Here is a 15,705-nt window from a genome sequence, read left to right as displayed (position 1 = left end):
GGACTGGCAGTTCATTGTTTAATCGACCGGTGCATCAAAGGGGTTGTTGTAGTACTGCGCACCGATGTCCAGCCACTCTGAAATCAAACGCAACTCTGCCGCGGACAGTTCACCCTGGTGAAAGCCGCCCGCCTCAAAAATACTGAAGAAGCGACTGGCGTTGGCCCCGCCGGTGTCCATGATCCGCTGAATATCGACGGTAACCATAACAGGAATCGGGTTGCCATCGGCATCCAGGATCAGCTCACCTTCCTCATCCGTCTCGAACAGCAGGTTGCCGTCATCATCCGTATCCTGCACCAGCACGTTCTGCACCGCGCCATCGCGCAGCTCTTGTGTGGGGTTGTCGAAGATCAGCTCCACGTAGGAGGTGCTGAAGTTGGTGTTCACCCCGGACTGGTTTGCGCTCAGGTCCAGCTGCCCCGGCGGCACCTGCGCCATGCCCGCGGCATCCCGGTTGCTGTGGCAACTGGAGCAGGTGCGGTCCTCCAGCACATTGCCATCGGCATCGATAATCTCCCGCGGCAGGTCCCAGATCGGCTGAATATGCTCCTGGTAGTGGATGATGGTGCGGCATGCCGCACTCCAGTCGCTCTGGCAGGCGACACTGGTCGGCGACGGGGTAATCAGCTCGCTCATCAGCAGTTCGCTGCTCGGATCCTTCGCGCGCAGCGCGGCATCTGTCCACAGGTCAGCGTATTTCAGATCGCCCTCGAGTACCGGGTGCCCGGCGATGCGCGCCAGCAGCTGCGCCATGGTCTCGCCCATTTCGGCATTCAGCGCCGGCTCGGTATTGGCAAAGGGCGCACCGCTGGTAGGCGCACCGGCCCATGCGGATCCGGGCTCTTTGTCGGTGCGGCCGTGGGGCACCTCGCTATCGCGGCTGTGGCAGCCCTGGCATTTGCGCACCTCACCGGCACGGAACTGCAGCCAGTTATTGTGACGACCGACTATGCGGCGGCCGTTGGCATCCACCACGGAAATCGCCAGCGGCATATCCGCGGGCACCTTCACACGCACGGACCCGTCCGGCTGGATCGGGGTATAACCGATGATTTCCCGCATCAGTTGCGAGCGGTTGCGGCCAAAAGCGGAGCGATCGAAGTCGCGGGTGTCATCGTCGGGAATGCCCACCGCTTTTACCACGCGCAGGAAACGCGCGGGGCGCTCGGCGGCGGTGGTTTGCAACGGGTCGGCCACCGCGGCGATATCCACCGCGGCGGTGCCATCAAAATCGTACACGCTGCGAATATCCAGAACCGCCATACCCTCGTCGTACAGGTCGCGGTCGATATCGATACCCGGAATGGGCTGGGGAATAAATTCCGCCACCGGGCGGGTGTCGGCAGTGACCGCCTCACTGATCATCTGCCCCTCGACAGGCTGGATGATCGGGCGCTGGGTGCCTTCGACGTAGTCGTAGATCCACAGCCCGTACAGTGGGTCGGCGGGCACGATATCCGGGGTCGCCAGCCATTCATCGGTACACGGCTGGGGCAGCTCGGTCTCCGGGTCGATCACCCGGCACTCGCTCCAGCTCACCAGCAGGCGGCTGGTGCCATCGTGGAATGCCCAGGCGTTGGCAAACAGACCGTGCGGCGACAGGCCACCATCGGTGATCACCTGCTCGACCGACAGGGACTCCTGCCCCTGCAAAATGCCCTGCTGCTCCGGTTCGCTGTAGGCCTCGGTAAAGTTTTCCGCATCAATCACCACCATATCGCCGCCGCAGGTAATACCTTCCGGCGCACGCAGGGTGACCAGAATCCGTCCATCCGGCATCTGCTGTGGTTTGCTGAAGGCTGCCGGAACCGGATCCGGGCCGGTGCCGGTCCCCGTGGCCTGACTGTGATAGCCGTAGTGGAACTGCAGATCGGTGCCGTCCGGTTTGACGGTGTAAAGGCTCAGGCGGTCAATGCCCCCCATATTGTCCCAACGGCTGAACAGGATGCGGCCGTTGAACAGTATGGTCGGAGAGAGATCGTGGCTCTGGTTGTAGGAAATCTGCTGGATGTCGCTGCCATCGGCCTCCATAACATGCAGGACGAAAGCGGGCTCATCGAGGTTTTCGGCCAGGGCGGAGAATTGGGGTTTGTTATCGTCGAGCAGCAGCGCGCGGGAGCGGCGCTGGCGCGTAGAGGTAAACACGATCCGGCCGTCGGGCAGGAATGCCGGCGCGATATCGTCACCTTCCTCGGCAATCAGGTCAGACTGGATTACACGCTTCAGCTCTGCGGAGTCAAACTCGTACAGCCAGATATTCCAGCTGGGCTGCTCGTCATCATCCAGCCCTTCGATATTGGGGGCGCGCATCGCGAAGGCCAGCTGGGCTCCGTCCGCGGATACGGCGAGATCCTTTACGTCGTAGCCACCCTCGAAAACAATGCCCGCATCCTCGTCGCTGACAAAAAGCTCTTCCGTCAGCACGCGCTCGGCCGCGGATGCGGTAGCGCGGTCGCGCAGCACCAGTTCCGCACCGGGGTTGAAAGCGGAAGGCGCATACAGGTCATCGACCATCAGCCCGCCATCTTCGTCACGGTTCAGGGTGCGACGTACATACACCACCGGGTAGTCCACCACCACCGGATCTTCCGCCTGCTCACCACCACCAAGGCTGGAGCCTTCACCACTGCCACCGGAACAGCCGGCGAGCAGTAGCAGCGAAAAAAGTCCGCCGGCAACCTGTGCCAGCGTACAAAATTTATTCAAAGGGCGATCCTCGTTTCAGTTCCATCACCGGCAACTCCCTGTATGCCTTCGCTGTTTACAAGTGGTCACTTACTGCCAATGTCGCAGCATAACTGGCACCACCGTCCAGCAACCGTGATTGATGTATTGGGCAACGATTTTCGCGATTGCCCCGCAGAGCCTCAAGCTGCGCACAAGGTTTTTGCCAACCAGCACACGCTTTATCTTTTTAATACTGGCGAATCATTGCGCATTCTTTAGTATCAGTGGCCGGTCAATAGGCAAAATAACCGCGCAGCCCCGTATGCGCGACGAGAACCCAACGCGAATCTGCCCATGAAAATAAATTCGTCCGCCGCGCGCTTGCTGCTCGTGGCGACCGCCTGTGTCAGCACCTCGCTCTGCGCTCCGGCTTTTGCCGGCCCGGAAGAGCAGGCGGCCCGTATCCACAGCCGGATCACCGGCGTCAAGCCCAGTGTCGGCGTCCTTACCGCCATGGCGGAAGACATCGCCAACGGCAACGCCGATGCGGCGGCTTACCGGGCCATGGAAAACGATGCGTTTTACGATGTGACCCTGAAAAACCTGGTCACCCCCTGGACCAATCGCGACGGTGACAACTTTGCGCCCCTGAATGATTACACCGCGACCGTCATCGGCATGGTGCGCGACGACGTGGACTTCCGGGAGATACTGTCCGGCGACATTATCTACACCGGTGCCTCCGGGCTGGGTTTGCCGGCTTACAGCAACAGCAACAACAACCATTACGAGGAACTCGAGCGCAACGGCTACCCGCTGCAGACGGCGCTCGAACGCCAGACCCAGTCTTCCGTTACCGGGCTCCCCGGCGATGCCACTGCCGGCGTCATGACAACCCGCGGTGGGGCAAAAGCATTCTTTTACGCTGGCACCAACCGCGCCATGTTCCGATTCACCCTGGTGAATCACCTGTGTCGGGACCTGGAACAGGTGCACGATACTTCACGACCGCCGGACCGCATCCGCCAGGATGTGAGCCGCAGCCCCGGTGGCGACAGCCGTGTATTCCAGAACAATTGCGTGGGCTGCCACAGCGGTATGGACCCCATGGCCCAGGCGTTTGCCTACTACAACTTTGAGTACGATGTGGACAATGACCCCACCGGCGAAGACGGCCGGCTGGATTACAACCGCGCCGGCGAGACCGATCCCAGCACCGGTACCCGCGTACAGGCCAAGAACCATATCAACAGCGCCACCTTCCCCTACGGCTACGTCATACCCGATGACAAATGGGATAACTACTGGCGCGAGGGGCCCAACCTGCACCTGGGCTGGAGCAGTGAGCTGCCGGGCTCCGGCAACGGTGCCAAGTCCATGGGGCGCGAACTCGCCAACAGCGAAGCCTTCGCCCAGTGCCAGGTCACCAAGGTGTTTGAGCAGGTGTGCCTGCGTGCACCGGAAGACAGCACCGACCGCAATCGCATTGCCAACATGACTGACAGCTTTACCGGCAACGGATACAAGCTGAAACAGGTCTACGCGGATGCCGCGGTTTACTGTGCGGGAGAATAAGAAAATGCAATGTACATTCACCCCCTCGCATAAAAAAACCGCACTGTTTTTTGCGCTGGTCACTTCCGCACTGCTGACGGCCTGCTCCGGCGGCAGTGGCCAGTCCACGGAAGACCTGCCAAATACAAACCCCGACACCGGCGACACCAGCTATTCAGGCCCCGCGCCGGAAAGTGAGGACGTACAGAACTACAAGCGCTATATCTGGGACAACCTGGCCGCGGAAAACCGCTGCGGCAGCTGCCACGTCGAAGGCAACCAGAGCCCGCGCTTTGTGCGTGGGGACGACATCAACCTGGCCCACGATGAGGGCCGCGACCTGGTCAACCTCGGCAGCCCCGAAGATTCCCGTCTGGTCACCAAAGTGACCAGCGGCCACAATTGCTGGCTGGCCAACGCCGACACCTGCGGCGAAATCATTACCAACTATATCGAGGAGTGGGCCGCCGCGGCGGGATCGGTCGCAAGCACCATCACCCTGACGCCGCCGACCGAGCGGGAAGTGGGCGCAAGCAAAAGCTTCCCGGCGTCCAGTGGCAACTTCGCCACCACCGTGTACCCGTTACTCGAGGAATACTGCGCAGGCTGCCACAGCGAAGATGCAGATACCGCGCAACAGCCGTACTTTGCCAGCAGTGATATCGACCAGGCTTACGAAGCATCCAAGGCGCGGATGGATCTGGATAACCCGGAGAACTCCCGTTTTGTGGTGCGGCTGGGCAACGACTTCCACAACTGCTGGAGCGACTGCGCAGATAACGCCGATACCATGGCCGCTGCGATCCGCAACTTTGTCGACGGTATCGCGGTGACCGAGGTGGACCCGAGCTGGGTGATCAGCAAGGCCCTGTATCTCACCGATGGCGTCGTCGCCAGTGGTGGCGGGCGCATTGAGAACAACGCCATTGCCCTGTACGAGTTCAAGTCGGGCAGCGGCACCATTGCCTACGACACCTCCGGCGTAAACCCGGCCATCGACCTCAACCTTTCCGGCGATGTGGAATGGCTCGGCTCCTGGGGTATCCAGCTCAATGGCGGCAAGGCGCAGGCAGCGACCGCCACCAGCAAGCGCCTGTTCGACACCCTCACCGGCACCGGCGAGTACACTGTGGAGGCCTGGGTGGCGCCCGCCAACGTGGTGCAGGAAGGGCCCGCGCGGATTGTTACCTACTCGGGTAATAACGAAAGCCGGAACTTCACCCTCGGCCAGGCGATGTACAACTACACCTTCCAGAACCGCAATGATTCCAGCACCGACGCCGATGGCATGCCGGCACTGATCACCGACGATATGGCCGAACGCGCGCAGGCAACCCTGCAGCATGTGGTGGCCACGTTCGATCCGATCAATGGCCGCCGCCTGTACGTAAATGGCGAATATACCGGGGATACAGACCCTGTTGAGGCGGGCCTGCTATCCACCTGGGACGACTCGTTTGCACTGGCGATCGGCAGCGAAGTTTCCGGGGACAACGTGTGGCAGGGCTCCGTTCGCCTGCTCGCCATCCATTCCCGCGCGCTCACCCAGGACGATATCCTGACCAATTATGAGGCCGGCGTGGGTGAGAAATTCCTGCTGCTGTTCAAGGTGGAAGAACAGACCGATGTCCCGCAGGGCTACGTGATGTTCGAAGTACAGCAATACGACAACCACGGCTACCTGTTCAGCGAACCGAAATTCATCACCCTCGAGGACGGCGTTACCCCGGAAGGGGTGGTAATCCAAGGCATGCGCATCGGCATCAATGGCCGCGAAGCAGTGGTTGGCCAGGCCTGGGCGAATCTGGACACCACGGTCACCGCCACCGAGTACGACCCGCAAAATGGCCAGGCACTCTCCCCCCTCGGCACCATAATCACGCTGGAGAAGGGCCCCACTTCCGACGAATTTTTCCTGACGTTCGAGCGCCTGGGTAACGAAGAGTTCGTGCGCGTGGAAGCCACCCCGGCAGCCCCTGCCGCGCCCGCGGATCTCACCCCGCAGCCACGCATCGGCATTCGGCGCTTCGAGCAGATTCACGCGGCTCTGTCGGCGGCCACCGGCGTATCCAGCGCGCACCCCGCAGTGGTGGACACCTGGGAAAAGGTCAAACAACAGCTGCCGGTGGAAGCCGATGTGCGCGGATTCCTCGCGGCCCAGCAGATGGGTATTACCCAGCTGGCGGTGAAGTACTGCAGCACCCTGGTGGACGACACCAGTGCCCGCGCCAGCTATTTCCCGGGCTTCAATTTCTCAGCCAGTGCCGCCGAAGCGTTTGACACCGATGCCGAGCGCGCACTGGTGATCGACCCACTGCTGGAAAAACTCCTGGGCCGACCGATCGCCTGGCCCGTCGCAGTGGGCGGACACACCGCCCAGCTCGCCACTGCACCGGACGAGGCCGCCGTGCGCGCGGAGCTGGATGGGCTGATCGACACCATGACTGCATGCGGCACCGGCTGCGACACTGACCGCACCCCGACCACCGTAAAAGCAACCTGCGCGGCGGCCATGGGCAGCGCGATGATTCTGATTCACTGATAACCGGAGCATTGGCACCGGAGAATGAAAACATGACCAAGAAAAAACATTTCGAGCTGGATCAACCGCTGCGCCACCCGGACCACCACCGGCCGGTGAGTCGACGTGACTTTCTCGGCCAGGGTTTTCGCGCCGGGATGGCCACCGTGCTCGGCGGCTCCATCTTCAGCCTGTTTGCCAATCCGCGCATGGCCCAGGCCGCACTGTCTTCCGACCTGGAGGCAATGCGGGCAACCTGCGGGGTCAGCGCCAACGGCGCCGGCAAAATCCCGTTTATCTGCTTCGACCTTGCCGGTGGAGCCAATATCGCTGGCTCCAACGTGCTGGTGGGCAAGCAGGGTGGCCAACTCGATTTCCTGAGCACCGCCGGCTACAGCAAGCAGGGCCTGCCCGGCGATATGGTGCCTTCACTGACCGACGCCGCCGGCAATCCCTTCGTTAACAATGACCTCGGGCTCTCCTTCCACAGCGACAGCCAGATGCTGCGCGGCATCCTGGAAAAGGTCGCTGCCGGCACCGCCAATGCCATCAACGGTGCGGTGATTCCCGCACGCTCCGAAAACGATACCGGCAACAATCCACACAACCCAATGTACGGCATCAACCGTGCCGGCGCCAATGGCTCACTGCTGGCGCTGATCGGCTCCCAGACCAGCGAATCCGGCGGCAACTCCATGGCGCCGGCGGACCTGATTAATGCGGAAGTGCGGCCCACCAAAATCGACCGCCCTTCCGACGTAACCGGGCTGGTGGACGTGGGCGACCTTGTAGGCCTGCTGAGCCAGGAGGATACCGTCGCGGTCATGGAATCCATGTACCGGATATCCAACGCCAAGCTCGGCAAGGTCAACACCCGCGTGAGCAACGATGCGGTGATCAAGGACCTGGTGAAGTGCGGCTATATGAAAAGCGCCGACCTCGCCGACCGCTTTGGCGACCCCACCGCGCTGGATCCGGCGCTGGACCCGGACATCGTCGGTCCCGCGGGGATTTTTTCCTCCGAGGAATTCTTCGGCGATCGCGAATTCCAGAAAGCCGCTTCCACCATGAAGCTGGTGGTCAACGGTTATGCCGGTGCGGGCACCATCACCATGGGCGGATACGACTACCACACCGGCGACCGCGCGACCGGCGAGATCCGCGACCTGCGCGCGGGCCGCTGTATCGGTGCCTGCCTGGAATATGCCGCTCGCGTCGGCCAGCCACTGATGGTGTATGTGTTCAGTGACGGATCCGTATTCAGTAACGGCATGATCGATGACTCCGTCGAGGGCCGCGGCAAGGGCGTGTGGACCGGTGACAACCAGCAGACCGCCGCCTCCTATTTCCTGGTTTACAACCCCACGGGCCGCCCGCAGCTACTCGGCGGCACCGCCGACGAACAGGCTCGTCATCAGCAGCTGGGCTACATGCGCCCGTCCGGGGATGTGGAAACCGCCGGCAGTCCCGCTGCCAACAACGTCAACCAGCTGGTGCAGACCGTGGTGCTGAACTATATGGCACTGCACAATGAGCAGGGTAATTTTGCCAGTCTGTTCCCCAATCACGGCCTGGGGAACGCCAGCCTGATGGACAGCCTGACCGCATTTGCCCCGATCCGATAACCAGCAAAAGAAGCTCCGATGTACCTCTCACGCGCCCGTGTCCTGTTTGCTGCCCGGTTGATCGCCGCGCTTGTTGGCCTGGCTAGTTCCGGCTTTGCCCACTGCGAATGGCATTACGACAAGCAGGCGATTATGGGAACCGAGGTACACCTGCAGTTCTGGCATGAAGACGGGGAACAAGCCGCAGCGATCACTGCCGCGGTAATGGGTGAGTTTCGCAGGATCGATGCGGCACTCTCGCCCTACAAGGAAAGCAGCGAGCTGTCGCGGGTAAACCGGGTGGCAGGGCAGGGGCCAATTGTGGTCTCCAGCGAACTGGCATCGATTGTCGATAAATCCCTGTGGTACAGCGACAAAACCAGGGGCGCATTCGATATCACCTATGCGACCGTGGGCAGCCTGTACGATTTTCGCGCGGGAGAGCGCGCAGACCAGAAGACCACGGATACCCTGCTGCCGGCAGTCAACTACCGGCATATCCAGCTCGACCGGAAAAAGCACACCATGGGCTTTACCGACCCGCGCACCAAGATCGACCTCGGCGGAATCGCCAAGGGGTATGCGGTGGACCGAGCCGTGGCCATTTTGAAACAACACGGCGTTCAGAATGCCAGCGTCAGCGCCGGTGGCGATGCACGGTTACTGGGTGACAAGCGCGGCAAACCCTGGCTGATCGGTATTCGCCACCCGCGGCAGAAATCCAAGAACGCCGCAGTGATCCCGCTGGAAGACACCGCGATCTCCACCTCCGGCGACTACGAACGCTTTTTTATCGATGACGATAATCATCGGGTACATCATATATTCAACCCGGCCACCGGAATGCCCGCCGCGACAGACTCCAGCGGAGATGCAACCGACAGCAACAAGCTGATCAGTGTGAGTGTCATTGGCCCCAACGGGTTTGATACTGACCCTCTTTCTACCAGCGTATTCGTACTCGGCAAGGAAAAGGGCATGGCACTGATCGAAGAATTGACCGGATTCGAGGCAGTCGTTATCGATGCCAATCACCGGATGTTTTTTACCAGCGGGTTACAACAGTAATTGCCAACTGGGTCACACCGGAAACGAGGCGCCCTGACATAATCACAGGGCATACTGTGCGCACTTTTTAGAATTTTTGAATTTCAGACTCAACAACTCTCAGGCTTCACCATGTTTTCCCCGCGTCCGTCCAACTTCCTTCGCACCCTGCTGGCCACTTTCACCCTGGCCATGACCGGCAGCGCGTTCGCACAGAGTGGCGACTTCCCCGCTGGTGACCTGGAAGACCTGAAGCAGGAGGTCCTGAAACTGAACCGGGACTTGCTGGTACTGGAAGAAGACCTGCTGTTCCCGGCGCAGAGCCAGGTCGCCGTCTATGTCTCCATGGACGTGGGGCACTTTTTCGACCTGGACACCGTCAAGCTACATATCGACAACAAGCTGGTAGAGACGCATCTCTACACTGAGCATCAGAAAAAAGCGCTGTACCGCGGCGGCATCCAACCGCTATTCAAGGGCAACCTGAAGTCCGGCGAACACACGATCACCGCCTACTTCACCGGCACCGGCCCCGAACAGCGCGCATTCAAGCGCGCCGCCACCGCGGAACTGAAAAAGACTGACGAACCCGCCGTGCTCGAACTGCGCATTTCCGATTCCAGCGGCAAGCAACAGCCGGAATTCACCGTCGTACAGTGGCCTGCGCCCTGAGTTCGCCATGCTGTTTTCCGCTGTGAAAAGGACATCACCAACACGATTGGCGCTCACCCTGGCGGCACTGATCGCCGGTGCCCCACTGCCCGCATCGACCGAAGAAATGCCCTTGGCGCGCGGAGCAAAATCCCTCGCGGATGAAACAACGCCGACACAAAAGCACCCTGACGAAAAGTTCCGGCAGGCACAGGACATGCGCTACGGCGCGGCCCTGTACCACTATTTCCAGGGCAACACCTTTGATGCGCTGAGCACATTGATGGTGTCCGACCTGCGCGGCGGCATCGCCCATCATGCAGATAACGCCGACCTTATTCGCGGCGGCATCAGCCTCGCCTTTGGTCTCGAGCGCCAGGCTGCCACGCTGTTTGAAAAGCAACTGCACAAAACGGCAGGCAAAACTAACCAGCAGCGTATCGCGCGCTTTCGTGAAATCGCCTGGCTCAAGCTGGCCGAGCTGAACTACCGCCATCAAAACTGGGACACCGCCGCTACCCAGCTACACAAGTCCGGCGCCATCCACCAGTCGACGCTCACGCTGAACCTTTCTATTCGCAGTGGCGACCTCGCACAGGCACAGCAGTTACTGGCGATGGCCGACCTGCCGCTTGCGGAACAGGTACTTGGCCACAGCAACCTCGCCGCCGCCCTGGCCCGACAGCAGCAATTGCCCGCCGCCGCGGCGGAGTACCGCCGCGCTGCGGCGCTGGTCGAACAGCAGCTGGATGCCGATGAAGAGCTGCGCATCCTGCGCGACAAGGCGCGCATCGGAGCCGGCTATGCCCTTGCCCTTCACGGTGATTTCACCGGCGCCGCACGGGAGTTCCGCGGTGTACGCCTGGACACCCCCTGGTCCGGTGATGCCCTGCTCGGGCTCGGCTGGGTATCCGTCAATGGTGGTCACCATCAGCAGGCGGTGGATGCGCTCGGCTATCTGATCAATAAAAACCCGCTTTCCCCGCAAGTACAGGAAGCATTGCTGGCGCTGCCGTACAGCTACGAGGAACTCGCGCGGCCCAAGCTGGCCCTGCAGTCCTACCTGCACGCGGAGCAACAGTACCAGCAGGCACTGGGCGACCTGGAAGCACTGCAACAGGCATCCACACACCTGCAATTCCCCCTGCCGGCCGAAGACGGCCCACTGGACCTGCAACGTTACGGGTGGCTCGAGGACGCGGAAACCCCGGCGCTGATTCGCAACAACCAGCATTACCTGCTGCAGATGATGCAGAGTGACCGCCTGCAACTGCAGCTTTCCGAGCTGCGCGACCTGCATCAGCTGAGCCGCGTACTCGAGCGCTGGCAACAGCGCCTGCCGGAATTCCACAACCTGATCGACGAGCGCGAGCAGCGCCGCATCGCCTTCGTGCAGCAGCATGACAGTGCCCAGTACGATCAGCAGGTACAGATCGCCGAGCGGGAACTGGAGCGGCTCAAGACTTCCCTCGCGCGCATCGAGGCAGACCGGGATGGCCTCGCCATGCTCTCTGCCGCCGGCAGCGAGGAGTCCGAGTATCTCGACATATTGCGCGGTGCCGAAGCGCGCTACCAACGCCTGGGCAAGGCCGGCAAGACGAGTAAATACCAGCAACAGATCCTGGCCCGCGCCCGCGGCATTCTGCAGTGGCAGGCGGCCGATCAGTATCACGAAAACCTGTGGCAAAAGCGCAAAGCGATCGACACCCTGGAAAAGCAGCTCACGGAAGCCGCCCGCCGGCAGCGTAATGTCGCCCGGATCGCCGCTGAGGCACCGCAACTCAATCTGCTGGCCGGCGGTGTGGACGAGGCTGGCCAGCGCCTGGCACAACAGCACACAGCCGTGGAGCGGGCGAGCGCCGCCATCCAGAATCAAATCCGGCAGGATCTGCAAGCCGCACTGAGCGCCGCGCAACAGCGGGTTGCGCAGTATATGGCCCACACCCGTCTTGCCATTGCGCGCATCCAGGATGCGGCCATGCAGGGAATGTATGCAGCCCCGGCGGCGCCCACAGAAAGTCCGGTAGATATTCCGGTAGAAAGTCCCGCAGGCGAAAGCGCACAACCAGTCCAGCCCGAACCGGCACAGCAACAGCGTGCGGCGGCGGAGGAGCAACCGTGAAGTTCACCTCGCCGCGCAAAAAGTTTCTCGCCCTCGCGATCTGCGCCAGTGCCACCCTGGGCGGCTGCGCCAGCCAGTTTGATCCCGGCACGACCCTCGCCGACCTCCCCGCGGCAACCCTGCCACCGGAACCGCAAGTGGAGCTTCCGCAGGTCGAGCTGCCAGTACTGATCGCCAGTTACGAAAAGGCACTGGCGGCAAACAGCAACCCGAGAACGCGCCGCCAGATCCAGTTGCGTCTCGCTGACCTTGAAATGGAACGCCTCGAACAGCTGCAGGCGGACAACCCCGAAATGGCGGTGGCCTACAGCGAGGCCGTGCGCCACTACGAAGCGCTGCTGCAGACCTCCGCAGATGACGATTACCTGGCGTACCGGCTTGCCCGTGCCCGCGCGCTGGACGGCAATCTGCCCGGCTCACTGCAGGCGCTGGAGAATATTGTCGAGACCGCCCCGGAATCGCCGTTTATCGCCGAGGCCCTGTTCCGCCGTGGCGAAGCGGCATTCAGCCAGAAACGGTATCGCGCGGCCGAGCGCGACTTTGCCGCAGTGCTTGCGCAGGGCGAGTCGCCCTTTGCCCGGAATGCGCGCTATATGCTCGGTTGGAGCCAGTTCAAGGACGCCCGCTATAGAGATGCCGGCAACACCTTCCTTACTTTGATGGACCTGTTACTGGCGGAGAAGGAACCCGAAAAGCGTCCGCTCGATCAACTGCAAAAAGGCGAACGCCGCCTGGCCGACGACACCCTGCGGGTGCTTGCCCTGGGGTTTAATTATCTCGGCGGCGCCGAGGTGATTGAATCGTTCAACACCGGTAGCGAGGCAGGTATCGACACAGGCCGCAGCTACCAGCACCTTCTGTATCGTGCCCTCGGCGACTGGTACGCCGAGAGTGAGCGCTACCGCGACGGTGCCCAGACTTTCCTCACCTATGTGGAACGCAACCCGCAAAGCCGGCAAGCACCGGGTATGCATGTGCGCGCAGTGGAAATTCTGCAGCAGGGCAATTTCCCCAGCGAAGTGGTGCCGGCAAAACGGGAGTTCGTCACCCGCTACGGCATACGCAGCCAATACTGGCAAAGTGCTGACGATGCGCAGCGCGGCGAGCTGCGGAGTCGGCTGAAACCCTGGCTGGAAGAACTCGCGCGTTTCGACCACGCCCGTGCACAGGCGCTGGCGAAAGAAGCGAGCAGCCCCAAAAACAGTGCCAAGGCCGCCGCGCACGCGCGGCGTGAATCACGCTCCGCATTCCTCGCTGCCGCAGGGCTGTACGGGGAATTTATCCAAACGTTTCCCGGCGATGACAAAGAACCACCGCTTACCTTCCTGATGGCAGAGAGCCTCAACGATGCCGGTGAATACGCGCGCGCCTTCGATGCGTATTCGCGGGTTGCCTGGGGCTTCACCGAAGAGACCCGGCATACCCAGGCCAACGCTACCGAAGCCGGCTATGCCGCCATCCTGATGGCCGGCCAGATGCACAAGCTGGAAAAGGATCCGGAGCTGGCAAATCTGTGGCTCGACCGCAAAACCGAAACCAGCCTGCACTTTGCCGAAACCTGGCCGACCGACAAGCGTGCGCTGCCAGTGCAGCTGGACGCGGCACACAATCTGTTTGAACAGTATCGTCATGCGGAAACCATTGCCGCCGCCGAAAAGGCCGCGGGCTGGCAGCCGCCCCCCGACGCCCGGCAGCGTCGCAGCATTCTGATCCTGCTCGGACACAGCCATTTCGAAACCGAGAATTTCCCCGCGGCGGAAAATGCCTATGCACAGCTGCTCGCAGGCATGGCTTCCAGCGACCAGGAATATCTGAATACCCGCGACCGGCTGCAGTCGTCCATCTACAAGCAGGCAGAGGTGATCCTGAAGCAGGTTCACCTGACCACCGACAGCATGGAATTCGTGGCGCCGACCGAAGAGGCCATCGCCCTGCTGTTGCGCGTGCGTGAAAGCGGCCGATCAGCGATCGCGGCCACTGCCCAGTTCGACGCGATCAATCAGCTGATGCGCCTGAAGCGCTGGCCACAGGCCCAGGCCGAGCTGGCGGACTTCCGCAAATTTTACCCGGACCACCAGCTGACGCCCTCGCTCACGGCCAAGGCAGTCGCGATTTACCAGGGTTTGGATATGCCAGAAGCCGCAGCCAGTGAGCTGATGGCGTTGGCCAACAGCGACCCGGACCCAAGGGTACGCCGGGACTCCCTGTACCTTGCGGCAGAGCAGTTTGAAACCTCCGGCAATACCCAGCGCGCAATCGATGCTTACCGTCAGTATGCTCGCCAGTGGCGCGAACCTGCGCTGCAGAACCTGGAAGCTCAGTACCAGCTGGTATCCCTGTATGAAAAATCGGGCAACGCGCGCGAACGCAACCTGTGGATAAACAGCCTTGCCGGCAACAGGGTTGCGGAGCCACGTGGTCGCTACCTCGCCGCCTATGCCCGCAACGAACTGGCCGAGCAGAGCTTTGCCCGCTTCGAACGACAGAAACTGACGCTGCCGCTCAAGCAGAGCCTGAAGAACAAGAAGCAGGCCATGGAGGCGACGGTTTCCGACTATAAAAAAGTACTGGATCTGGGCATTGCCGAATTCACCACTGCCGCCAACTTCCGCCTCGCCGAAATCTACCGCCAGCTAAGCCGGGACCTGATGGACTCCCAGCGGCCCAATGGCCTGAGCCCGCTGGAACTGGAACAGTATGAAATCCTGCTGGAAGAGCAGGCCTACCCGTTCGAGGAGAAAGCCATCGAGCTGCACGAGGCCAATATAAAACGTACCGCAGACGGCATTTACGACGACTGGGTGAAGCACAGCTTCTCGTCACTGGAAAACCTGTTACCGGCACGTTACCGCAAACCGGAATCAACCGTGGAGTGGAGCGATGCGGCTTATTGATATGAAATTCTGTAAACCACTCACGCTATTCGTCCTGTGCAGCGCGCTGCTTGCCGCCTGTAGTGGGAACCCCACAGTACCGGATACGACAGGCAGTGCAGAAGCCACCGCGGACGAATCCGGCAAGCGGATTGCCAGCCCGAACCCCTATCTCGCGGATTCCGGCATCGTACCCAGCGGCGCGAAGCAGGGGCTTGCCCGCGCACGCGAACACTTCGTGCAACAGCAATACCCCGCAGCGGAAGCCGAGCTAAAGCAGGTGGTGGCGCAGTGGGCGGTGCTGTCCGGAGCCTGGTTAAACCTGGCAAAAGTGCAACTGAAACTGAACCAGCCGGAACAGGCCGAAGCCAGTCTTAAACAGGCGGTAGCGGTCAATGAAAACAATGTGTTTGCCTGGAACACGCTCGGAGTGCTGCTGCGCGATCAGGGTCGGTTCGACGAGGCGCGATCGGCCTACGAAAATGCCCTGAGCCACTGGCCGGATTTTGCGGTTGCCCACCGCAACCTCGGCATCCTTTTTGACCTGTACCTGCACCAGCCGGAACAGGCCTTACATCACTACCGCGAAGCTCGTGCACTGGAACCGGAAGAGGATCGGGTGCTGCTCGGGTGGATCATGGATCTGGAGAGGAGGTTGTAAAT

Annotated in this window: 9 protein-coding genes; 8 read left to right on the top strand and 1 reads right to left on the bottom strand. The window is 61.4% G+C overall.

All coding sequences use genetic code 11. From position 1 onward, the window contains the following. Window positions 1-18: 18 nt before the first annotated feature. The gene (locus GTQ55_RS01180; RefSeq protein WP_161857071.1) at window positions 19-2,709 is read right to left on the bottom strand and encodes an HzsA-related protein; all 2,691 of its coding nucleotides are present in this window, start codon (window positions 2,707-2,709) and stop codon (window positions 19-21) included. A gap of 315 nt (window positions 2,710-3,024) precedes the next feature. Here GTQ55_RS01180 and GTQ55_RS01175 point away from each other — a divergent pair, with 315 nt between their 5' ends. The 8 genes from GTQ55_RS01175 to GTQ55_RS01140 all read left to right on the top strand — a co-directional run bounded on the left by GTQ55_RS01175 (window position 3,025) and on the right by GTQ55_RS01140 (window position 15,703). Beyond that, window positions 3,025-4,245: a hypothetical protein gene (locus tag GTQ55_RS01175; protein WP_183946620.1), complete on the top strand. Its 1,221-nt coding sequence runs from the start codon at window positions 3,025-3,027 to the stop codon at window positions 4,243-4,245. 4 nt (window positions 4,246-4,249) lie between these two features. After that, window positions 4,250-6,766, top strand: a complete 2,517-nt coding sequence (locus tag GTQ55_RS01170) for a LamG domain-containing protein (RefSeq protein ID WP_161857070.1) — start codon at window positions 4,250-4,252, stop codon at window positions 6,764-6,766. A gap of 32 nt (window positions 6,767-6,798) precedes the next feature. After that, window positions 6,799-8,370, top strand: coding sequence for a general secretion pathway protein GspF (locus tag GTQ55_RS01165; protein WP_161857069.1), 1,572 nt, complete (start codon window positions 6,799-6,801; stop codon window positions 8,368-8,370). A gap of 18 nt (window positions 8,371-8,388) precedes the next feature. Beyond that, window positions 8,389-9,417, top strand: a complete 1,029-nt coding sequence (locus GTQ55_RS01160) for an FAD:protein FMN transferase (protein ID WP_161857068.1) — start codon at window positions 8,389-8,391, stop codon at window positions 9,415-9,417. A gap of 111 nt (window positions 9,418-9,528) precedes the next feature. Beyond that, window positions 9,529-10,068 (top strand): AraC family transcriptional regulator, encoded by a 540-nt coding sequence (locus tag GTQ55_RS01155; RefSeq protein ID WP_161857067.1) that lies wholly within the window; start codon window positions 9,529-9,531, stop codon window positions 10,066-10,068. A 7-nt stretch (window positions 10,069-10,075) separates the two neighbouring features. Beyond that, complete coding sequence (locus GTQ55_RS01150) at window positions 10,076-12,169, top strand: tetratricopeptide repeat protein (protein ID WP_161857066.1); 2,094 nt, start codon at window positions 10,076-10,078, stop codon at window positions 12,167-12,169. Next, window positions 12,166-15,063 (top strand): tol-pal system YbgF family protein, encoded by a 2,898-nt coding sequence (locus tag GTQ55_RS01145; protein ID WP_161857065.1) that lies wholly within the window; start codon window positions 12,166-12,168, stop codon window positions 15,061-15,063. The genes GTQ55_RS01150 and GTQ55_RS01145 overlap by 4 nt, the downstream gene beginning before the upstream one ends. Next, a complete protein-coding gene (locus GTQ55_RS01140) occupies window positions 15,050-15,703 on the top strand; it encodes a tetratricopeptide repeat protein (RefSeq protein WP_237567761.1) in 654 nt (217 codons plus the stop codon). The genes GTQ55_RS01145 and GTQ55_RS01140 overlap by 14 nt, the downstream gene beginning before the upstream one ends. The last annotated feature ends 2 nt before the right edge of the window (window positions 15,704-15,705 follow it).

It is taken from the genome of Microbulbifer hydrolyticus, assembly GCF_009931115.1.
GTDB lineage: Bacteria > Pseudomonadota > Gammaproteobacteria > Pseudomonadales > Cellvibrionaceae > Microbulbifer > Microbulbifer hydrolyticus.
Note: the sequence above shows the minus strand (reverse complement) of the source record. Positions and strands in the feature narration are given on the sequence as shown.

Coding starts and splice junctions, on each gene's coding strand:
- GTQ55_RS01165 (WP_161857069.1), top strand. CDS start 6,799: ATGACCAAGAAAAAACATTTCGAGCTGGATCAACCGCTGCGCCACCCG.
- GTQ55_RS01175 (WP_183946620.1), top strand. CDS start 3,025: ATGAAAATAAATTCGTCCGCCGCGCGCTTGCTGCTCGTGGCGACCGCC.
- GTQ55_RS01140 (WP_237567761.1), top strand. CDS start 15,050: ATGCGGCTTATTGATATGAAATTCTGTAAACCACTCACGCTATTCGTC.
- GTQ55_RS01150 (WP_161857066.1), top strand. CDS start 10,076: ATGCTGTTTTCCGCTGTGAAAAGGACATCACCAACACGATTGGCGCTC.
- GTQ55_RS01170 (WP_161857070.1), top strand. CDS start 4,250: ATGCAATGTACATTCACCCCCTCGCATAAAAAAACCGCACTGTTTTTT.
- GTQ55_RS01155 (WP_161857067.1), top strand. CDS start 9,529: ATGTTTTCCCCGCGTCCGTCCAACTTCCTTCGCACCCTGCTGGCCACT.
- GTQ55_RS01160 (WP_161857068.1), top strand. CDS start 8,389: ATGTACCTCTCACGCGCCCGTGTCCTGTTTGCTGCCCGGTTGATCGCC.